We start from the raw sequence: 19,315 nt of genomic DNA, 5'->3' as shown, positions 1-19,315 counted from the left end.
ATAGGGACGATGGCCGTGCTCGGCGCCACCAACAATAACTTCCATCAAGCGACCGTTACAGAGGTGGTGAGAGTGAAATCCAGCAAGCTGATCATGGGGTGTCTGATCACCCTGGGCCTGGGCTCCGGCCAGGCGATGGCACAGGACGATGCCGAGCGTGAGGCCATGGCCGAGCGCCTGGCCCCGGTAGGTTCTGTGTGCCTCGAAGGCCAGGAATGCGGCAGCGCCATGGCCGCCGCGTCAGGCGGCGGTGACGCCGCAGCGTCGGGCGGTGGCGTCGATGGCGAAGCCGTCTACGGCGGCATCTGCATGGCCTGCCACGATACCGGCGTCGCCGGCGCACCCAAGCGTGGCGACGAAGCGGGCTGGGCCGAACGCACCACCAAGGGCTTCGACACCCTGCTGGATCACGCTCTTAACGGTTTCAATGCGATGCCGGCCCGTGGCGGCAACCCGAACCTGTCCGATGAAGAAGTCCATGCGGCGGTGGCTTACCTGGTCGAGCCGGTGATGGAAGTGCCGTCAAGCGACGCAGGCGCCAGCGAGGCGGCCCCTGCCGAAGAGACAGCATCGGATGACAGCGCCGCTGCCGGTGAAGCAGCAGCAGGTGAGGACGCTGCCGCCACCGATGCGGCTGGCGACGAAGCAGGTGGCGACGACGCCGCTGCGGCCAATGCAGGCTCTGCCGAGGTCGACCCGGCGGTGGCGGCCATCGATGGTGAAGCGGTATACGGCGGCATCTGCATGGCGTGCCATGAAGCCGGTGTCGCCGGCGCCCCGGTTCGCGGTGACGCCGCCGCCTGGGAGCCGCGCCTGGCCAAGGGCATGGACACCCTCTATGACCACGCCATCAACGGTTTCAACGCGATGCCGCCCAAGGGTGGCAACCCGAGTCTGTCCGATGACGAGATCAAGGCGGCCGTCATTTACATGACCCAGTAAATCGACTCACGCGATATAGCAGCGGGGCGCCCATGGGCGCCCCGTTTGCGTTGGTCTGCTGGCGAGGCCTGGTCCTGCACTCGGGTCGTGCCAAGCCTTGATGCCATCGGGCTTATCCACAGCCTGTGGCGATCCAGCGACTGTGGATGGATTCAGTCCAGCAGCGAGCGCAGCCCGGCGATGGCGCTCTTGCCCCGCTCCTGCTTGCGCTCGGGGTCCTCCCGGTCGGCGCGTCCTTCCCACTCCAGATCATCCGGCGGCAACTCGTCGAGGAAGCGGCTCGGGGCGCAGTCCATCAGCTCTCCGTAGGCCTTGCGCTGGCGCGCCAGCGTCATGGTCAGGGTACGCCGGGCACGGGTGATGCCAACGTAGGCCAGACGGCGCTCCTCCTCAACGGTGCCGGCCTCGATGGAGTTGCGGTGAGGCAACAGCTCTTCCTCGAGACCCATCAGGTAGACGTGGGGGAACTCGAGGCCCTTGGAGGCGTGCATGGTCAGCAACTGCACACGATCCGAGTCATCTTCTTCCGCTTGTTGCTCGAGGATATCGCGCAATACCAGGCGCGAGATCGCCGATTCCACGTCGTCGGTTTCGGTATCGGTGCTGGCGGTGTTCTCTTCCGGATCGGCCTGCATCGACTTCTCGAGCTGGTCGATCAGGATCCACACGTTGGCCATGCGCCGCTCGGCGATGGTGGGGGCGCTGGCGTTCTGGTAGAGCCAGGCCTCGTAGTCCATCTCGCGTATCATCTCGCGGATCGCGGCGATGGCATCGCCCTGGTCCATGCGTCGGCGCACGCCATCGATAAAGTGGGTGAACCGCGTCAGGCGCTCCACCGCGCGGGCCGGCAGCTGCTCGGCCAGGCCCAGCTCGTGACAGGCGGCAAACAACGAGACGCCGCGCTCGGTGGCGTAGTTGGCAAGCTTTTCCAGGGTGGTCGGGCCGATCTCGCGACGCGGCACGTTGACGATACGCAGGAAGGCGTTGTCGTCGGCCGGATTGATCAACAGCCGCAGGTAGGCCATGGCGTCCTTGATCTCGCCCCGGGAGAAGAACGAGGTGCCGCCGGACAACTTGTAGGGAATCTGGTAGTGCTGCAGCTTCAATTCCAGCAGGCGTGCCTGGAAGTTGCCGCGGTAGAGCACCGCGAAGTCGCGCCATTCGGCGCGCTCCTTGATCCGGCGGGTCAGGATCTCGCTGGCGACCCGCTCGGTCTCGGCCTCCTCGTGGCGCGTGACCACCACCCGGATCGGATCGCCCTGGCCCATGTCCGACCACAGGGTCTTGTCGTAGACGTGGGGGTTATTGGCGATCAGGGTGTTGGCGGCGCGCAGGATGGTGCCGGTGGAGCGGTAGTTCTGCTCCAGCTTGATCACCTTGAGCCGCGGAAAGTCCTCGCCCAGGGTCACCAGGTTCTCCGGCCGGGCACCGCGCCAGGCGTAGATCGACTGGTCATCGTCGCCGACCACGGTGAAGGTCTGGCGCTCGGCCATCAGCATGCGTACCAGCATGTACTGGCTGACGTTGGTGTCCTGATACTCGTCCACCAGCATGTAGTGGATCTTGCGCCGCCAGCGGGCCAGCGCCTCGGGGTCGTCGCGCAGCAGCACCACCGGCAGCAGGATCAGGTCATCGAAGTCCACCGCGTTGTAGGCCTTGAGGTGGCGAACGTAGGCCTCATAGACCCGGGCGGCGTACTGCTCGTCTTCGGTGGCGGCGTGGGACAGCGCCTGGCCGGGCAGGATCAGGTCGTTCTTCCAGTTGGAGATCACTCCCTGGACCTGATTGATCTGGTCGGCGTCGACCTGGGCGTCCTTGTTCATCAGATCGCGCAGCAGCGCCTTGGCGTCTTCCGGATCGAACAGTGAAAAGCCCGGCTTGTAGCCCAGCGCCTTGAGCTCGCCGCGAATGATGTTGAGGCCGAGCGTGTGGAAGGTCGACACCGTCAGGCCGTGGCCTTCACGCCCCTGCAGCATCGAGCTGACCCGCTCCTTCATCTCGCGGGCGGCCTTGTTGGTAAAGGTCACCGCGGCGATGCGCCGGGCGCTCATGCCGCACTCCTGGATCAGGTAGGCGATCTTGGTGGTGATCACGCTGGTCTTGCCGGAGCCGGCCCCGGCCAGCACCAGGCAGGGACCGTCGATGAAGTGCACGGCCTCGCGCTGACGCGGGTTGAGGCCACGGATGCGTTCACGGATCGTCTTCACAGGTGCATTCATGCGTCGTCCTGGGCGCCGGGCTGGACATCGAGTCGCGCCGCGCCGTCGAAATCGAGTTGTCGCCAGGCCTCGAACACCAGCACCGCACAGGCGTTGGACAGGTTCAGGCTGCGGCTGTCCGGCAGCATCGGGATGCGCAGGCGCTGCTCCGGCGGCAGTGAATCGAGCATCGCCTGGGGCAGGCCACGGGTCTCGGGGCCGAACACCAGGGCGTCGCCGGAACGATAGTCGGGCTCGTGGTAACCACGCCGCCCGCGGGTCGAGACGGCGAAGACCCGAGAAGGCGAAACCTCTTCGATGAACGTCTGCCAGTCGGCGTGGACCCGGACCCGCGCCCACTCATGGTAGTCCAGCCCCGCGCGCCTGAGGCGCTTATCGTCTAGGGTAAAGCCTAACGGCTCAATAAGGTGCAGGCGAAATCCGGTATTGGCGCACAGGCGTATCAGATTGCCGGTGTTCGGCGGAATCTCGGGTTGATAGAGCACCACGTCGAGCATTGGACATCACCAGGATCGCGGCGGAGGACGATGTGAGGCAGGGAGATCACCGAGGCCTTCCAGGGAGGAAGACCTCGGCGCAAGGAAGCCATAGCGACTCAGGCGCTGACGCCGTAGCGTTCGCGGTAGGCACGGATGGCCTCGGCGTGGGGTTTGAGGGTATCGCCCCCGCTCTGTTCGAGGTAGGCCAGCACCTGGTCGAGGCCGACGATGCTGACCACCGGGATGCCGAACTCGGCCTGCACCTGCTGGATGGCGCTCTTGTCGGTGTCGTCGCTGGCGCGCTCCTGCCGATCCAGCGCCACCACCACCCCGGCGGCCTGGGCGCCGGCGCCGTCGATCAGCCCCATCACCTCACGGATCGCCGTACCGGCGGTGATCACGTCATCGATGATCATGATGCGACCGTCGAGCGCGGCCCCGACGATGTTGCCGCCTTCGCCGTGGTCCTTGGCCTCCTTGCGATTGAACGCAAAGGGCAGATCACGGTCATGATGATCAGCCAGCGCCACGGCGGTGGTCGCCGCCAGCGAAATGCCCTTGTAGGCCGGCCCGAACAGCACGTCGGCCTCGATCCCGCTTTGCTCGATGGCCTTGGCGTAGAAGCGCCCGAGGCGCGCCAGGGCGCGGCCGGTCTTGAACAGGCCGGCGTTGAAGAAGTACGGGCTCACCCGCCCCGACTTCAGGGTGAACTCACCGAAACTGAGCACGCCCTCGCCGATGGCGAACTCGATGAACTCCCGCTGGTAGGGATGAAGGCGCGCCGCGCCTGGCGGTTGAGGTGCCATGTCAGCCACGAGGCCTCCTGTCCAATTGCCTGGCCTTATCACGTTTTTCTCGACCGGCCATTTACCCAAACGTCGAAACGTCGGGTATCATACACGCGCGACGCAAAAGGGACCACGTATGAAAATCGCCACCATCAATGTAAACGGCATCCGCGAGGCCGTCGGTCGAGGCTTTCTCGACTGGCTCGCCAACCAGGACGCCGACGTTGTCTGCGTCCAGAACATCAAGGCCAAAAGCTTCGAGCTGGACGACAGCATTCTTTATCCTGAGGGCTACGAGGGTTACTTCCTCGACGCCGAACAGGACGGTTTCTCAGGGGTCGGCCTCTACTGCCGCAAGATCCCCAAGGCCATCATGTACGGCCTGGGCTTCCCCCAGTGCGACCATGAAGGACGCTTTCTGCAGGCCGACTACGATCGCTTCTCGATCGCCAGCTTCCTGATGCCCGACGGCAGCGATCCTGACGCCAAGCAGGCGTTCATGGCCCAGTACCAGGAATACCTGTCGAAGATGGCTCGCAAGCGCCGCGAGTACATCATCTGCGGCACCTGGCACATCGCCCACAAGACCATCGATCTGGCCAACTGGGCCGACAACCAGACGACGCCCGGCTTCAAGGCCGAAGAGCGCGCCTGGATGGACCAGGTGTTCGGTCCCACCGGCTTCATCGACACCTTCCGCGAGATCAACCGCGACGGTGACGAGTACACCTGGTGGCCGGCGCTGGACCAGGATCAGCCGCGCTCCCGTCAGGAGGGCTGGCGCCTGGACTACCAGATCGTCGGGCCGAACTTCCGTCGCCATATCACCGACGCCTGGATCGACTACGACGCCACCTTCTCGGAGTTCGCGCCGCTGATCGTCGAGTACGACCTGCAACTGTAAGCCTCCCTTCGTCGCCGTCTGGCCCGAGTCCGGGGCCGGACACGAAAGCGCCGGCCCCTCAGGGGGCCGGCGCCTTCGTTCATGCGACTCATCTCGTCACGGCGACCGCTCAGGCGCGATTGCCGAGCGCCTCACGCTGGTGCTCGAACAGCTCGTTCCCGGCCTTTTCGGCCAGATCCAGCATGGCGTTGAGCTGACCACGGGTGAAGGTGCCGGACTCCGCCGTGCCCTGGACCTCGATCAGCTCGCCGGATTCGCTCAGCACCACGTTCATGTCGGTATCGGCGCTGGAGTCTTCCGGGTAGTCGAGATCCACCACCGGCTGACCGCGATAGAGCCCCACCGACACCGAGCTTACCAGCTGCGAAAAGGGGTCGGTCTTGATCAGCTTCTCGCGCTGCAGGTAGCGGATGGCGTCGATCAGCGCCACACAGCCCCCGGTAATCGAAGCGGTACGCGTGCCACCATCGGCCTGGATCACGTCGCAGTCCACGGTGATGGTGAACTCGCCAAGCTTCTTCAGGTTCACCGCCGCACGCAGCGAACGCCCGATCAGACGCTGGATCTCCAGGGTGCGACCGCCCTGCTTGCCGCGTGACGCCTCGCGCCCGCTGCGCGAGTGGGTCGCCCTCGGCAGCATGCCGTACTCGGCGGTGACCCAGCCCTGCTTCTTGCCCCGCAACCAGCGCGGCACGCCGGCCTCGACGCTGGCGTTGCACAGCACCTTGGTGTCACCGAACTCGACCAGCACCGAGCCTTCGGCGTGGCGGGTGTAGTCGCGGGTGAGACGAATCTCGCGGGTCTGGTCAAAAGCGCGTCCGCTGGGACGACGGATGTCCGTGGACATGGCACCTCTCTTGGTCGACACGCCTCTTGCCGCGGCATCGCCTGGCGCAGCGAAGGGGACGACGTCGATCATGGAATGGAAAACGAAGGCCGCCCATTCTACACGCCTTGGCCGATGAATCGGGTACACTGCGCTCACCGGTGTCGAGCCCACCCTCGACGGCCCTGCGGCACCACCGTGCCCTACAGCAGGGAATCGCCAGGAAATCGCCAGGAAATCGCCAGGAGACCCGCCATGGTTCACAGCATGACCGCCTTTTCTCGCCAGGACCTCGAGGCCGAGTGGGGCAGCCTGCAGCTCGAGCTGCGCAGCGTGAACCAGCGCTACCTGGAGCCGCACTTCCGTCTGCCCGAGGCCCTGCGTGACCTCGAACCCGGCTCCCGCGACGCGCTGCGCAAGCGCCTGGCCCGGGGCAAGATCGAGTGCACCCTGCGCTTCGATGCCAGCGACAAGAGCGACAGCCTGAGCGTCAACCACGAGCGCCTCGCCGCCCTGTCATCGGCACTGGCCGAGGTACGCGCCACCCTGCCCGAGGTGCACATGCCCGACGCCCTGGCCATGCTCGGCCATCCTGGGGTGCTCGAAGGCGGTGGGCTCGATCTGGACGCGGTCAAGCAAGCCGCCAACCAGATGTTCAAGCAGGCCCTGAATGACCTGGTGGAAGGCCGTGCGCGGGAAGGCGAGCAGCTCAAGGCGCTGATCGAGGAGCGCCTGGCGGCCATCCATGAGCTGGTGGCCGAGGTACGCGAAAGGATGCCGCAGATCCTCGAACGTCAGCGCACCCAGCTCGAGGAGAAACTCGCCAACCTCAATGTCGAGCTCGACCCCCACCGGCTCGAGGCCGAGGTGGTGCTGATGGCCCAGAAGGCCGACGTCGCCGAGGAGCTCGACCGCCTCGATACCCACGTCACCGAAGTCGGCCGCCAGCTTAAGCAGAAGGGCCCCATCGGCCGTCGCCTGGACTTCCTGATGCAGGAGCTGAACCGCGAGGCCAACACCCTGTCGTCCAAGTCCGTGGTCGCCGACACCACCCGCTGCGCGGTGGAATTGAAGGTGCTTATCGAGCAGATGCGCGAGCAGATTCAGAACATCGAGTAGAATCCACCAAAGGCCATCAAAAACCATTAAACCACTGTTTTTAAATGGAAAAAAGGTGCAAGAAGTCCACCAAGTTCCACCAACCTCCCCGGAAATCCAGATCATATAGGGGAGTAAAACGGGGAGAAAAAGTATTGCCTCTCCTCCCTCCGACACATACCCTTACAGATACTCCCCAACTATGTCGATCCGAGTGCATGACCGGGAGCAAGTGGGGGGGTGCCCGCTGGCACTCTAAATGCCGTTGGAAAAAGGCCCACTAGGCGCCAGTGACGAGCTCATATGACATTAAGCCGACTATCTAGCCCAAGCCTAGCCCGAGTAGTTATCAAACGGTCGTTTGTTTTATTTTCCGCGGGGGACGAGAGGAAATAATGGGAAGCCTTACCGCCAAGAAGAGCCAGTCGCTTGTCAAGGAGGGTAAAGCAGGGCGCTACAGCGACGGCAACGGCCTATACCTGATGATACCGAGGAAAGGAACTCCTTACTGGATGTTGCGATACACGCTGTTTGGCAAGCGGCGTGAGATGACGCTGGGCAAACATGCCCACCTCTCTCTCGCCGAGGCTCGGACGAAAGCGGTTGAAAACCAGAAGTCTATACGCGAAGGCCTTGACCCCATCGAGGAACGCAAACGCGATAGCCAAGCCTTGATCAGGACAGTGGAGGACCTGTTTGCTGACTGGTACCCAGAGCTAGAGAGAAGACTCAAGCACCCAGCTATCCCAAAGCGGATATACAAAAAAGAAGTGGCGCCCCTCATCGGGGGTAGATCGCTGGATGCTGTCACCCCAATTGATATCCGTGAAATAATTAGAAGAGTAACAAATAGCGGTAGGCCGACAATAGCTAATGACACACTGATGTATCTTAAACAGATGTTCAACCACGCCATAAAACTGGGAATTTTAACTTACAACCCAGCATCCGCTTTCAACGTCAACGACGCAGGCGGTATTGAGAAAAGCCGCGATAGGGTTTTGAGCCTCGATGAGATTCGCAACGTTTTCCAAGCCTTCAGAGACAATAGCGACAGCTTCAGCCGCGACAACTACCTCGCCTGCGCGCTACTGCTCGTCCTGGGGGTACGTAAGACCGAACTTACCGAAGCCCAGTGGTCAGAATTCGACCTTAAGAACGGCCGGTGGAACCTGAGCGGTGAGCGCAGTAAGACAGGCGCCGGGATCGTCATTCCCCTCCCACCGCAAACCATCGGCTGGCTGGAAGAGCTCAAGATCCGTGCCTGCGGCTCGGACTATGTCTTTCCTAATCGCCGCAGCAGTAAGCGGGCCCACATGGGCAAAGACACGCTGAATCGTGCCATTGCCAAGCTATTTGGCAAGGAGCCTGGCAAGAAGCCGCAACCAGAGAACCGGATGGGCGATATCACCGAGTTTACTGTGCATGATCTACGCCGCACCTGCCGCAGCTTGCTCGCTGCCGTTGGTGTACCGGGGCATGTCGCGGAGCGTTGCTTGAATCACAAGCTCAAGGGCGTCGAAGGCATCTACGACCGTTACGACTACTTCGACGAGCGAAAAGAAGCGATTATCAAGGTCGCAAACCTTCTTGGCCCTGCAATAAATCTTCCCTAACTCACAACGTAAATTTCTACACACCAACGAGCTATGGTGATTTCTGGTGTACGGGAGGAGGTCGGAAGGGTGGCGTATCCTGTTGATTGATCACGACCAAGATCTCAATCAACACGAGTGGATACGCCATGACCGATTCTGCCCTCCGAGCCCTATCGCAGCCAGAACCCGAGGTCACCGTCAAGGTGCCCAAGGTACGGGACCGGAGTGGCGGCAAGGCCTGCTTCAACAGCACCCTGTTGCCGCCCTACCTGAAGCGGGCCCGCAGCGTCGAGGAGCTGATTCCCTGGCTCTATCTCAAGGGCATCTCCACCGACGATTATCAGGAGGCTCTGTCGGCTCTGCTGGGTGACCAGGCGAAGGGCCTGTCGGCCAACACGGTCTCGCGATTGAAGGCCCAGTGGTTAGACGAACGCAAGGCCTGGTGTCAGCGGGATCTGGCGGACCGCCGTTACGTCTACTGGTGGGCCGATGGCGTCTACAGCAACGTGCGTCTGGATGACCGCCTGTGTTTGCTGGTGATCGTTGGCGTCACGGCACATGGCCGCAAGGAACTGGTTGCCGTCGAGGATGGCCATCGCGAGTCGGAAGCCAGCTGGAAAGAGCTGCTCACGGGCCTGCGAGAGCGTGGCCTGACGGAATCCCCCAAGCTGGCGATCGGCGACGGTGCGTTGGGCTTCTGGAAGGCACTGAGCAAGATCTATCCAGCCACGGCGCACCAGCGTTGCTGGGTTCACAAGACCGCCAATGTGCTGAACAAGCTGCCCAAGTCGGTGCAGCCCAAGGTCAAGGCCGACCTTCACGAGATCTGGATGGCTGAGACGCGCGAGGCAGCCCATCAGGCCTTCGACCGCACGCTGAAGCGCTTTGGCGCCAAGTACCCCCAGGCGATGGAATGCCTGGCCAAGGATCGGGATGAACTGCTGGCGTTCTACGACTTTCCGGCAGAGCACTGGGTGCACATCCGCACTACCAACCCGATCGAGTCGACCTTCGCCACGGTCCGTCTGAGGACGAAGCGCAGCCGGAACTGCGGCTCCCGGGATACGACCCTGGCGATGGTCTTCAAACTGCTCCAGACTGCCCAGAAACGCTGGAGGCGGATCAAGCACTTCCAGAAGTTGGAGCTGGTCGTCAGCAACGTCAAGTTCCAGGACGGGGAGCAGGTAGCCGATCAATCAGACAGGAATGCGGCCTGACCGCCATCCACCAGATTTGACGATAACTCCAAAACGAGCAGCAACAGGCTCATTGCTTAACACAGGTTCCGATGGGCTGTAGGGCCAAGGTGCATTGAGTACGCTCTGAGTTTCGGGGTCGTGAAAGAGCGACTTCACAGTGACCGGTGGCTCATCATCGTGTGATGCATTGGGAAACGAAAAAGAAGGTCCTGTATCGGGCATAGGTGAAGTCTCTGCGGCATCATCAAGCTCATCAGAAGCCACCTTCCTAGCTTGCTCACGCCAATGCTCACTCAGGCCAAACCTCTGCCGCCGGTGCCTGGTACTAGCTCCCTCGTGTCCCACTGGATGAGACTCGTGGTTATCCTGACTATGATCCGTCATTCCCTACCTCGTGCCTTTTCGCCATCGAATATCTCGCAAAGCCTATCACACGGACCTCTGGCACCCGCTCTTCCCGATCCCCCTCGTTAGCGGTGATACCTCAGGCTTCTCAAGCTAGGCGACTACACGGCCGAGACAGTAGAGGCGACTTATCGTCTCGATCACCACCCTCTTTCCCACGAAATGGCGCTGAGCGGCCCAGAGCCGCTTTTATGCTGTGAGATACGGAAATCATTAGGTAGCGACATAAAACGCCGCACAAGGCGGCACGGCGCAATAACGTCGCCATCTCTATCCACAGCCCACTAACTTGGGAGGCCAAGCATGAAATTTTCACCCAACAGACGTATCAACTCCATCATGGAAGCCCTGCTGGCCCCCAACAGCTGTCAAGGTCTTCGCTGCATCGCATGTCGGAGTTCTTCAAGACTGTAAGTTTCAAAAGATGGCTGCATGGAATGTCAGAAGCTGGCAGCACCACAACGACGAGCCCCTGCATGACCTACCAGTCATGCAGGGCGGCGATCAGCGGGCACGACACCTTCCCTTGATGCACATGGCATTCATCGACCAGCCGGGATAAGGCGACCTCGATGCGGGTCAGATCAGCCAGCCGGGCGCGCACGTCGTCAAGCCGCTGTGACGCCAGTTCCGCCGCCTCGCTGCAATGAGCACCATCCTCCAGAGCCAGTAGCTGCCCGATCTCGTCCAGGCTGAATCCCAGCCGCTGCGCCGCTTTCACGAATTTCACGCGCGCCACGTCGGCGCTGCCATAGCGCCGGATGCCGCCAGGAGGGCGCTCCGGCGTCGGCAACAACCCCCTGTGCTGATAGAAGCGGATCGTTTCCACATTGACCCCGGCCGCTTGGGCAAAGGTGCCGATGGTCAGATTTTCCGGTGCCTCATTCATCGAGCTTGACTCCGTAGTTGACTACGGAAGTAACGTTAGCGTATCGACCAAGAATTCAGAAGGACAATCTCATGCCGGAATCCAAGAACGGTCGTGGTGCCCTGGCAGCCGGCGGCCTCGCTGCGATCCTCGCTTCGACCTGCTGTCTCGGGCCGCTTGTGCTGGTCGCACTGGGCTTCTCGGGCGTCTGGATCGGCAACCTGACGGCCCTGGAACCCTATCGCCCGTTCTTCGTGGGAGTGGCACTGGTGGCGTTGTTTTTCGCCTGGCGCCGAATCTACCGGCCTGCCACCGCTTGTAAGCCAGACGAAACCTGCGCGATGCCACAGGTTCGCACGACGTATAAAGCCATCTTCTGGATCGTCGCTGCCTTGGTGCTGATCGCGCTGCTGTTTCCTTACCTCCTGCCCCTGTTCTATTAAGAGGAGATCACTATGAAACGACTCGCTGCCTGTATTGTGCTTTCCGCGACGCTCGCTACGTCGGCCTGGGCCGCCCCGCAGACCGTGACGTTGTCGGTGCCGGGCATAACCTGTGCCGCTTGCCCTCTCACCGTCAAGGCCGCCCTCAACAAGGTAGACGGCGTCTCGCAAGTCGATGTGAGCTACCCGGATCGTGAGGCGGTGGTCACCTTCGACGATTCACGAACGTCCGTCGAAGCATTGACCGAAGCCACCACCAACGCCGGCTACCCCTCATCCCCGACACCCTCGGAAGCGGATCGGGAGTGACCATGAAGAACCCCAAGACCCTGCTGCGCGCAAGCGTGATTGGCACCGTCCTGATGGCGCTGTGCTGCTTTACACCCATCCTGGTGATCCTGCTTGGCACCGTTGGCCTGGCGGCACTGACCGGCTATCTGGACGTGGTGCTGCTTCCTGCCCTGGCCTTCTTCATCGGCCTGACCCTCTATGCGCTATGGCGCAAGAAGCAATACGACGCCTGGGGTGACAACGCCTCTACCGATTCAAGGAATTCCCCTCATGAGTGATGACAAGAACCCGCACATCGCGGTGATCGGCAGCGGTGGAGCCGCCATGGCGGCGGCTCTAAAGGCCGCCGAACGCGGCGCCCGCATCACCCTGATAGAACGCGGCACCCTCGGCGGCACCTGCGTCAACACCGGCTGTGTACCTTCCAAGATCATGATTCGCGCTGCCCATATCGCCCACTGGCGCACGGAAAGCCCCTTCGATGCCGGCCTGAGCAGCCAAGCGCCGGTGGTAGATTGGGCCAAGCTGCTCGAGCAGCAACAGCGGCGTGTCGAGGAACTGCGCGATGCCAAGTATGAAGGCATACTCCGCGCCCACCCGGCCATCACGGTCCTGAAGGGGGAGGCGCGGTTCGTCGATGCCCATAGCCTGACGGTCACGCTGAATGAGGGCGGCGAGCAAACCGTCCGCTTCGATCGCGCCTTCATCGGCACCGGCGCCCGACCGGCAGAGCCGCCGGTGCCGGGCCTGGCCGATACCCCATACCTAACCTCCACCAGCGCACTGGCCCTGGACACCCTTCCCGAACAGCTGATCGTGATCGGGGCCTCGGTGGTGGCCTTGGAACTGGCCCAGGCCTTCGCCCGGCTGGGCAGCCGGGTCACGGTGCTGGCCCGCAGCCGTCTGCTCTCCCAGGAAGACCCGGCGGTGGGTGAGGCCGTAGAGGCAGCCTTCTACTGCGAGGGCATCGAGGTGCTCAATCAGTCCCAGGCCAGCCGCGTGGACTATACCAATGGCGAGTTCGTGCTGGACACCAACGCCGGGACCCTTCGTGCGGACCAACTGCTGGTGGCCACCGGACGGACACCCAATACCGAGGCCCTGAACCTGGCGAGCATCGGCGTGGAAACCGTGCGCGGGGCGATTCTGGTGGATGAGCACCTGCAAACCACGGTACCGAGCCTCTATGCCGCCGGTGACTGCACCGATCAGCCGGAGTTCGTCTATGTCGCCGCCGCCGGGGGCAGTCGGGCCGCCGTCAACATGACCGGGGGCGATGCCACCCTAGACCTCAGCGCCATGCCGGAGGTGATCTTCACCGATCCCCAGGTGGCCACCGTCGGCCTCACGGAAGCCCAGGCACTCGAGCAGGGCTTTGACGTGGAGACCCGCGTGCTCGATCTGGAGAACGTGCCGCGTGCGCTGGTCAATTTCGACACCGGTGGTTTCATCAAGATGGTGGCCGAACGCGACTCGGGGCGGTTGCTGGGGGTGCAGGCGGTGGCGGGGGACGCCGGCGAGCTGATCCAGACGGCAGTGATGGCACTCCGCGCGCGCATGACGGTACAGGCCATCGGCGATGAGCTGTTCCCCTACCTGACCATGGTGGAAGGCCTCAAGCTCTGCGCCCAGACCTTCACCAAGGACGTGACGCAGTTGTCCTGCTGTGCGGGGTAATGATTTCAATATTGCATGAAATCATTGTTTCATCTAACGTTGAATCATGGACCAATATGATGATGACCTCGTGGCAGCCAAGCTAGCCGCTCTTGCTCACCCCGTCCGCCTGGCGGCCATTCGTCAGCTAGCGGCGGCAGGGCCTGCCGGCCTGGCGGCAGGCAAGCTCGCCGAGCGGCTGGGTACGGCGCCGAATGCACTGACCTTCCACTTGCAGAAACTCGCGGTCGCAGGCCTGGTTGCGTCGCGCCGTGAGGGCCAGTTCGTCTATTACCGCGCGGAGTTCGACGCCTTGCTGGCAATGACGGACCACCTGGTCGGCGCTTGCTGTCGTGAGTCAGACGCCAGCTGTGGCCCCCGCTGCCCCACCTCCGGCAGCCGGTAAGGTGCCGCCGGTTTCTCAAAGATCACTCATCAACGTCATCAAGAGGAGCGCAAGATGATCCAAACCACTCGCGCCAAACCTTCTTGGCTCAGGTCTATCGGCATCGGCATCGCGGTGTCGGCGCTGACCGCCATCGTGATGGTGACATTGCTGAAAGCCGGCGTATCGCCCTTCCCGCAGCCACCATCCCTGGCCTTCGCCGAGACTCTGCTAGGGCGGTCTCTGCCGTTGCCAGTCGGCCTGCTCTTCCATACGGCCTACGTGACTTTCTGGTCGGGGGTGTTCGTGCGCTATTTCCCGCGCAAGACCCTACCGACCGCGCTGGGCCTGGCCGCCGTGCTATGGGGGGTGATCCTGGTGGTGTTCTTCCCCGTGGTGGGCTGGGGGTTCGCCGGCCTGGCGATCGGTCCCCAGCTGATCCCGGCGTCCGCCCTGCCGCACCTGCTGTTCGGCCTGCTACTGTGGGGACTGGACCGCTACGTTGCCAAGCCGTCTCACGCCTGAGCCCGGAGATCTGCCATGCCAACGATCGATACCGCGACCCTGCGGGATTGGCAGCGGCGGTACCGGAACGTCGCCCTGGTGGATACCCTGCCGGCCGCTGCCTTCGCCAAGGGGCACCTGCCGGGGGCCATCAACATCGTCTCCGACGATATCCTGGACGAGGCGCCCCGACGGCTTCCCGACAAGCAGGCGACCATCGTCGTGTACTGCGCCAGCGAGGACTGCTAGCGGGCCGGCCGTGCCGCCGAGCGCCTGACCCGCCTCGGCTACAAGGCGGTCTTCCACTATGTGGGCGGTAAACGGGCCTGGCAGGCCGACGGGTTGTTACTGGAACACTGAGAGGGACGCTTGCCCGTGCGCGACTGGATGGAACGGCAGCAATCCTGGATCTATCTACTCTTTATCCTGGCGGGCCTGGCCATCGGGCTTCGCCAGCCAGACGCGACTGCCCGGCTCGAAGCCTTCCTCTGGCCGCTGCTTGGTGGGTTGCTCTATGCCACCTTCACCCAGGTGCCGCTGACGCGGATCGGCCAGGGCTTCAAGGATTGGCGCTTCCTGGCGGCGCTGCTGCTCGGTAATTTCGTGGTGATTCCCATGGTCCTAGGTGGGCTGATGGCCATGTTGCCTCTGAAGCCCGCCGTGCAGGCCGGCGTACTACTGGTGCTGCTGGTCCCCTGCACCGACTGGTTCATCAGCTTCACCCACCTAGGCAAGGGCGATGCGGGCCGAGCCATTGCCGCCACGCCGGTGCTGTTGCTCATGCAGTTGCTGGCTTTACCGGTCTATCTCTGGCTCTTTCTGGGCGCGGAGTGGTTCCAGGCAGCGATCAGCACCCACCTCCTCAGCGCCTTCGCGGGATTGATTCTCACCCCCTTGGCCCTGGCCTGGGTGACCGAGCGGCTGGCCGAGCGTCACCTCAATGCCAGACGGTGGGTTCATGGCCTGGGCCTACTGCCCGTACCCCTGCTGGCACTGGTGGTCTTTGTCATCGCGGCCTCCCAGGTGACGACCGTGGCCGGCCTCGGCGGGGTCTTGCTGCAAGTGCTGCCGATCTTCGTCGCCTACCTGGCCTTTGCCGCCATCCTGGGCAAGACCCTCGGCAGGCTCTTCCGGCTCTCCGCGCCATCAGCCAGGACTCTGACCTTCAGCTTCGGCACACGCAACTCCTTCGTGGTGCTACCCATCGCCCTGACGCTGCCCGATGCCTGGCAAGCCGCCGTGGTGGTCATCGTCTTCCAGTCGCTGGTCGAGCTGTTCGGCATGGTGGTGTACCTGAGATGGGTGCCAGGCAAGTTGATCCCGGAGCCCTCTCACACATAGCCCTTGCAGCTCCCCATCCAATTTCCAGGAGTAAAATGTGATCGAACGTCGTGTTCGGCTGCCTCAAGGCGCAACGACGAACCTTGCACCGTACTCCTAGCCAAGCCCCCCTCGGCAGCCCCCTGAACCGTACCGATCCTCTACGGAAGATAGGGGCGATGGACAGTGACTACTCAGGCACCGCTGGCAAGCCTTTCGAGGTCGGCAACCACGGCCTCCATAGGATCGCTGTCGCGGATCAGCAGGCGCGCCTCTCCCTGATCATTGAAGGCGAAAACAGCGCTGGAGTGCGACACATCATAGTTGCCTTCGCTGTCCTCTTCGCCATACCCGTAGGTCACCCGATAGCGGCGTGTCAGTTCATCGAGGGCCGCTTTATCCCCCGTGAGGCCGATGAACTGGGGGCCGAAGGCATCCGTGTACTCTCGCAACGTCTCGGCGTCATCGCGACGAGGGTCGACCGAGACGAAGAGCACCTGAATGTCGTCGCGCGCCGCCTCACCCATGCGTTGGGTGGCGGCGTCGAGGCGCGCGAGGGTGGTGGGACAGACATCGGGGCAGTGAGTGAAGCCGAAGAACAGCAGTGTGCTCTTGCCGAGGAACTGATCGGCGTTGACGTCTTTGCCGTTCTCGTCGACAAGCTCGAACGCCAGGGGAGGCATGAGCCCCGAGATATCCTTGGTCTGCCAAGGCGGCTCGCTGCAGCCCGCAAGCCATAGGGTCACGAATAGTGCCATGATCCATCGGTGCATCCTGCTCCCCCTACTGTGCTGTCGGCGCCACGGCGCGGAAGGTGACACGCTGTCGCTGCTCGCCGGCGAAATGAAGGTTCACCTCGATGTCGTCACTAACAACGAGGGGGCGAGTCCGTTTCATGAGCATGAGATGATAGCCCCCCGGTGCGAACTCGATCTGCTCCCCCGCTGCCAGTTCTAATTGGGCGACGGGTTGCATACTGGTGATGCCATCCTGATTGACAGTGCGATGCATGGTGACATTGCCGAAAGCGGGGCTATCCGCTCCTGTCAGGGTGACGCCCTTCTCACTGGTATTCGTGAGGGTGAAATAGCCTGCCGCGGGCAGGTCCCCGGGCAGAAGCCGAAGACGCGCCTCGCTGACCTGCAGTTCGGCAGCAGCCACCGTGCCGGGCGTCGCGATCAGCAGCAGGAAGGCCCAGCACCAGCGTTTCGCCAGGCGCGGCAGACTAGCGTGTGGCGTGAGAGACATCAGCGGCATCCTCCTTGCGGGCGTCACGGAACAGAAAGCTGAGAATGATCAGAACCCCAATGGCACTCATCATCGAGGCGGGAATCCAGGTCAGCAGGCCGCCGAGGAGTTGGTCAGTCAGAGGATCCAGCGGCCAGGCGCGACCGCAAACCTCGTAGACATCGAAGATCACGTCGCGACTGAAGGTGATATAGGCGCCCAGGAGAATTTGCGGGGGGATCACCGCCAACAGGATGGCGACACGCTTGCCATAGCCGAGACCGCCTTGTTGCGGCGAGCGGCGATCCAGGATCAGCCACCAGAACAGCAACCCATCCAGCGCCATGCTCCAGTTCATCACCTGATAGAGATCAGCGCTGAGCATGGCGTCGAAGTGGATCTCGGGAATCAGCCAGAAATAGATCAGCCCGACGAACAGTAGGGGGGCGATCAGTGGATGCTGCAGAGTCCGATAAACAGGACGCAGCAGGCGCGCGGCCAGGCTCCACCCGGGGAAGGGTCTGATTCGAGTCGGCAAGCCGTCTGCCAGTACCGGCAAGGGGGCGGCCAGGGCGATCAGGAGGGGGCCGGCGTGATGCAGCACCAGGTGCTGGGCCCGATGGGTAAAGAACATGTACTGGGCGAGGTAGTCGTAATGAGTCTGGGTGACGCCATAGATGGTGGCGACACCCAGCAGGTAGGCCAGGATTCGGCCCGCGCCGGTGGCCTCGCCGCGCCGTCTGCGCTGCCGCAGGCCTCGCAGGTAGAGCACGATGGCCAGCAGGCAGCTCGCCGACCAGGTCAGTGAGAACTCCCACGGCAGCAGGTAGCCCAGAGCGACGTCGAGCTCGATAGCCCTTCCCTCCCCAGAATCGGCACGCCAATGGTGAGCTTAGGAGCCCGCCGCACCATGCGGCAAGGTGGGCCTATAAACGCAGGCAAAGCCAGAGCCCGCACCTCGGTGCCTGGTAGGCGAGGAAGGCCGAGCCCCAACGCACCGCCAGTGGCCATGCAGAGGGCGATAGACCTTGGATAAGCCACGACCGAGTCAGCTCACGAGACTGACAAGACTCGCCATGTCGTCGTCATGGCCTACGCAGCGCGATTTCTGCGTAGATACCCTTGTAGCCAGTGTCGTGCTTTCTATCCGGTTCCGGCGCCGGCTTGGGGTTCAGGGACACCATGCGACCGCTGGGGTCATCCAATAGGCCGCGAAGCTGTCCATCATCGAAGCTCAAGCCCTCGACACCGCGTTGGTTGAGGCGTGTGACGGTGTCTTCCAACGCGGACATGCTGTGCCCTTCTTCTTCCAGCGGCGGGAATGCCTGAACCAGCGGCTGCTCTTCCTCCCAGCCGATCTTGATGGGTTGGTTGACGATTTGGACCTGGGTGTTCGGTGGCACGCGGTCGAAAATCGACTCGATGTCCTCAGGGAACATGCGAATACAGCCACGGCTGGCACGCATGCCGATACCATCCGGCTGGTTGGTGCCATGAATCAAGTAACCGTCGAAACCCAGGATAATGGCATGATCCCCCAGTGGATTATCCGGACCCGGAGGCACCACGCTGGGCGCCTTCTCACCGCGTGCCCTGGCTTCACGCTGGACCGACTCGGGTGGGTACCAGGCAGGGTTCTCGATATTCATGGTGGTTTCGGTGACACCGAGGGGGGTACCGAAGCCTTCACGACCGATGCCGATGGGATAGGTCTCAACGCGTGGCGTTTCACCATCGTCAACCTCCGGATAGTAGTAGAGGCGCAGCTCGGCGATGTTGATGACGATCCCGGTGCGCTCAGCATCGGGCAGGATGAAGCGCCCGGGTATGGTCACCTCGGTACCCTCGCCGGGAATCCAGAGACTCACATCCGGATTGGCGCGCACGATCTCCCTGTACCCCAGGTTGTGTCGCCTGGCGATATCGAGCAGGGTATCTCCTCGATCATCCACCGTTATGCGGTAGGTGTCGCCGATCACATTGCCTTCCTCAGGCAGCGGATAGTGGCCGCGGGGCCACTCGTTCTCCTCTTCGGCCTGAGCAACGCTAATGAGTGCCAGCCAACCGACCAGCACCCCCACCACTGAGCGTGCTCGGAGCTGCCACCATGGACCTTTCCTCGCTGTACTAGAGTGACGTTCCGATAAAGCCATTATTCTCTCC

21 protein-coding genes and 1 pseudogene are annotated in these 19,315 nt (G+C 62.7%); 13 read left to right on the top strand and 9 right to left on the bottom strand.

The features are described 5' to 3' along the window. Positions 1 to 72 precede the first annotated feature (72 nt). The gene (locus NH448_RS01780) at positions 73 to 942 is read left to right on the top strand and encodes a c-type cytochrome (protein WP_239452525.1); all 870 of its coding nucleotides are present in this window, start codon (positions 73 to 75) and stop codon (positions 940 to 942) included. Positions 943 to 1,094: 152 nt separating this feature from the next. Here the strand turns inward: NH448_RS01780 and rep are convergent, their stop codons facing one another. The 3 genes from rep to pyrE form a co-directional block, all read right to left on the bottom strand. Beyond that, positions 1,095 to 3,161: a DNA helicase Rep gene (gene rep, locus NH448_RS01775; protein WP_045992104.1), complete on the bottom strand. Its 2,067-nt coding sequence runs from the start codon at positions 3,159 to 3,161 to the stop codon at positions 1,095 to 1,097. Next, positions 3,158 to 3,658 (bottom strand): tRNA (uridine(34)/cytosine(34)/5-carboxymethylaminomethyluridine(34)-2'-O)-methyltransferase TrmL, encoded by a 501-nt coding sequence (gene trmL / locus NH448_RS01770; protein WP_045992105.1) that lies wholly within the window; start codon positions 3,656 to 3,658, stop codon positions 3,158 to 3,160. The genes rep and trmL overlap by 4 nt, the downstream gene beginning before the upstream one ends. A gap of 98 nt (positions 3,659 to 3,756) precedes the next feature. Beyond that, positions 3,757 to 4,446: an orotate phosphoribosyltransferase gene (gene pyrE, locus NH448_RS01765; protein ID WP_045992106.1), complete on the bottom strand. Its 690-nt coding sequence runs from the start codon at positions 4,444 to 4,446 to the stop codon at positions 3,757 to 3,759. Positions 4,447 to 4,564: 118 nt separating this feature from the next. Between pyrE and NH448_RS01760 the strand changes: the two genes are divergently transcribed. Next, entirely contained in the window at positions 4,565 to 5,332 is a 768-nt protein-coding gene (locus NH448_RS01760) for an exodeoxyribonuclease III (RefSeq protein ID WP_045992107.1), read from the top strand. A gap of 109 nt (positions 5,333 to 5,441) precedes the next feature. On the opposite strand, the gene rph is transcribed toward NH448_RS01760, so the two are convergent. Further along, positions 5,442 to 6,179 (bottom strand): ribonuclease PH, encoded by a 738-nt coding sequence (rph, locus tag NH448_RS01755; protein ID WP_045992108.1) that lies wholly within the window; start codon positions 6,177 to 6,179, stop codon positions 5,442 to 5,444. A gap of 234 nt (positions 6,180 to 6,413) precedes the next feature. Between rph and NH448_RS01750 the strand changes: the two genes are divergently transcribed. The 3 genes from NH448_RS01750 to NH448_RS01740 all read left to right on the top strand — a co-directional run bounded on the left by NH448_RS01750 (position 6,414) and on the right by NH448_RS01740 (position 10,071). Then, positions 6,414 to 7,277 (top strand): YicC/YloC family endoribonuclease, encoded by an 864-nt coding sequence (locus NH448_RS01750; RefSeq protein ID WP_213231755.1) that lies wholly within the window; start codon positions 6,414 to 6,416, stop codon positions 7,275 to 7,277. A gap of 374 nt (positions 7,278 to 7,651) precedes the next feature. After that, entirely contained in the window at positions 7,652 to 8,872 is a 1,221-nt protein-coding gene (locus tag NH448_RS01745; RefSeq protein WP_035414229.1) for a site-specific integrase, read from the top strand. A 128-nt stretch (positions 8,873 to 9,000) separates the two neighbouring features. Next, on the top strand, positions 9,001 to 10,071 hold the full coding sequence (locus NH448_RS01740) for an IS256 family transposase (protein ID WP_213231682.1): 1,071 nt from the start codon (positions 9,001 to 9,003) through the stop codon (positions 10,069 to 10,071). Between the two features lie 868 nt (positions 10,072 to 10,939). Here the strand turns inward: NH448_RS01740 and merR are convergent. Continuing rightward, positions 10,940 to 11,347: an Hg(II)-responsive transcriptional regulator gene (merR, locus tag NH448_RS01735; RefSeq protein ID WP_045993860.1), complete on the bottom strand. Its 408-nt coding sequence runs from the start codon at positions 11,345 to 11,347 to the stop codon at positions 10,940 to 10,942. A gap of 71 nt (positions 11,348 to 11,418) precedes the next feature. Here merR and merT point away from each other — a divergent pair, with 71 nt between their 5' ends. The 8 genes and pseudogenes from merT (at position 11,419) to NH448_RS01695 (ending at position 15,946) form a co-directional block, all read left to right on the top strand. Beyond that, a complete protein-coding gene (gene merT, locus NH448_RS01730) occupies positions 11,419 to 11,769 on the top strand; it encodes a mercuric ion transporter MerT (RefSeq protein ID WP_045993861.1) in 351 nt (116 codons plus the stop codon). A 12-nt stretch (positions 11,770 to 11,781) separates the two neighbouring features. Beyond that, positions 11,782 to 12,078, top strand: coding sequence for a mercury resistance system periplasmic binding protein MerP (gene merP / locus NH448_RS01725; protein ID WP_045993862.1), 297 nt, complete (start codon positions 11,782 to 11,784; stop codon positions 12,076 to 12,078). Between the two features lie 2 nt (positions 12,079 to 12,080). Further along, entirely contained in the window at positions 12,081 to 12,338 is a 258-nt protein-coding gene (merF, locus tag NH448_RS01720) for a mercury resistance system transport protein MerF (RefSeq protein ID WP_045993863.1), read from the top strand. Positions 12,339 to 12,348: 10 nt separating this feature from the next. Then, positions 12,349 to 13,737 (top strand): annotated as a pseudogene (gene merA, locus NH448_RS01715) (mercury(II) reductase); the annotation flags it as partial. 70 nt (positions 13,738 to 13,807) lie between these two features. Further along, positions 13,808 to 14,122: a metalloregulator ArsR/SmtB family transcription factor gene (locus NH448_RS01710; protein ID WP_201771152.1), complete on the top strand. Its 315-nt coding sequence runs from the start codon at positions 13,808 to 13,810 to the stop codon at positions 14,120 to 14,122. A 54-nt stretch (positions 14,123 to 14,176) separates the two neighbouring features. Continuing rightward, complete coding sequence (locus NH448_RS01705; RefSeq protein ID WP_045993866.1) at positions 14,177 to 14,626, top strand: hypothetical protein; 450 nt, start codon at positions 14,177 to 14,179, stop codon at positions 14,624 to 14,626. Positions 14,627 to 14,641: 15 nt separating this feature from the next. Next, entirely contained in the window at positions 14,642 to 14,854 is a 213-nt protein-coding gene (locus tag NH448_RS01700; RefSeq protein WP_052704443.1) for a rhodanese-like domain-containing protein, read from the top strand. A gap of 126 nt (positions 14,855 to 14,980) precedes the next feature. Beyond that, on the top strand, positions 14,981 to 15,946 hold the full coding sequence (locus tag NH448_RS01695; protein ID WP_045993867.1) for an arsenic resistance protein: 966 nt from the start codon (positions 14,981 to 14,983) through the stop codon (positions 15,944 to 15,946). 173 nt (positions 15,947 to 16,119) lie between these two features. Here NH448_RS01695 and NH448_RS01690 read toward each other — a convergent pair whose 3' ends face one another. The 4 genes from NH448_RS01690 to NH448_RS01675 form a co-directional block, all read right to left on the bottom strand. Continuing rightward, a complete protein-coding gene (locus tag NH448_RS01690) occupies positions 16,120 to 16,683 on the bottom strand; it encodes an SCO family protein (protein WP_231498569.1) in 564 nt (187 codons plus the stop codon). 25 nt (positions 16,684 to 16,708) lie between these two features. Then, positions 16,709 to 17,173, bottom strand: a complete 465-nt coding sequence (locus NH448_RS01685; protein ID WP_035470183.1) for a copper chaperone PCu(A)C — start codon at positions 17,171 to 17,173, stop codon at positions 16,709 to 16,711. Beyond that, positions 17,151 to 17,924 (bottom strand): cytochrome c oxidase assembly protein, encoded by a 774-nt coding sequence (locus tag NH448_RS01680; RefSeq protein ID WP_071211138.1) that lies wholly within the window; start codon positions 17,922 to 17,924, stop codon positions 17,151 to 17,153. Before NH448_RS01680 ends, NH448_RS01685 begins: the two co-directional genes overlap by 23 nt. Positions 17,925 to 18,237: 313 nt before the next feature. Beyond that, a complete protein-coding gene (locus NH448_RS01675) occupies positions 18,238 to 19,227 on the bottom strand; it encodes a L,D-transpeptidase family protein (protein WP_231498568.1) in 990 nt (329 codons plus the stop codon). Between the last annotated feature and the right edge of the window lie 88 nt (positions 19,228 to 19,315).

It is taken from the genome of Halomonas sp. OfavH-34-E (assembly GCF_024124525.1).
Classification (GTDB): Bacteria; Pseudomonadota; Gammaproteobacteria; order Pseudomonadales; family Halomonadaceae; genus Halomonas; species Halomonas litopenaei.
This window is presented reverse-complemented; position numbering and strand designations above follow the sequence as displayed.

Bases quoted from the DNA above. Each gene is read 5' to 3' on its own strand.
- NH448_RS01760 (WP_045992107.1), top strand. From the start codon at position 4,565: ATGAAAATCGCCACCATCAATGTAAACGGCATCCGCGAGGCCGTCGGT.
- NH448_RS01745 (WP_035414229.1), top strand. From the start codon at position 7,652: ATGGGAAGCCTTACCGCCAAGAAGAGCCAGTCGCTTGTCAAGGAGGGT.
- trmL (WP_045992105.1), bottom strand. From the start codon at position 3,658: ATGCTCGACGTGGTGCTCTATCAACCCGAGATTCCGCCGAACACCGGC.
- merP (WP_045993862.1), top strand. From the start codon at position 11,782: ATGAAACGACTCGCTGCCTGTATTGTGCTTTCCGCGACGCTCGCTACG.
- rph (WP_045992108.1), bottom strand. From the start codon at position 6,179: ATGTCCACGGACATCCGTCGTCCCAGCGGACGCGCTTTTGACCAGACC.
- merF (WP_045993863.1), top strand. From the start codon at position 12,081: ATGAAGAACCCCAAGACCCTGCTGCGCGCAAGCGTGATTGGCACCGTC.
- merT (WP_045993861.1), top strand. From the start codon at position 11,419: ATGCCGGAATCCAAGAACGGTCGTGGTGCCCTGGCAGCCGGCGGCCTC.
- NH448_RS01690 (WP_231498569.1), bottom strand. From the start codon at position 16,683: ATGGCACTATTCGTGACCCTATGGCTTGCGGGCTGCAGCGAGCCGCCT.
- NH448_RS01740 (WP_213231682.1), top strand. From the start codon at position 9,001: ATGACCGATTCTGCCCTCCGAGCCCTATCGCAGCCAGAACCCGAGGTC.
- NH448_RS01750 (WP_213231755.1), top strand. From the start codon at position 6,414: ATGGTTCACAGCATGACCGCCTTTTCTCGCCAGGACCTCGAGGCCGAG.
- merR (WP_045993860.1), bottom strand. From the start codon at position 11,347: ATGAATGAGGCACCGGAAAATCTGACCATCGGCACCTTTGCCCAAGCG.
- NH448_RS01705 (WP_045993866.1), top strand. From the start codon at position 14,177: ATGATCCAAACCACTCGCGCCAAACCTTCTTGGCTCAGGTCTATCGGC.
- rep (WP_045992104.1), bottom strand. From the start codon at position 3,161: ATGAATGCACCTGTGAAGACGATCCGTGAACGCATCCGTGGCCTCAAC.
- NH448_RS01685 (WP_035470183.1), bottom strand. From the start codon at position 17,173: ATGTCTCTCACGCCACACGCTAGTCTGCCGCGCCTGGCGAAACGCTGG.
- pyrE (WP_045992106.1), bottom strand. From the start codon at position 4,446: ATGGCACCTCAACCGCCAGGCGCGGCGCGCCTTCATCCCTACCAGCGG.
- NH448_RS01700 (WP_052704443.1), top strand. From the start codon at position 14,642: ATGCCAACGATCGATACCGCGACCCTGCGGGATTGGCAGCGGCGGTAC.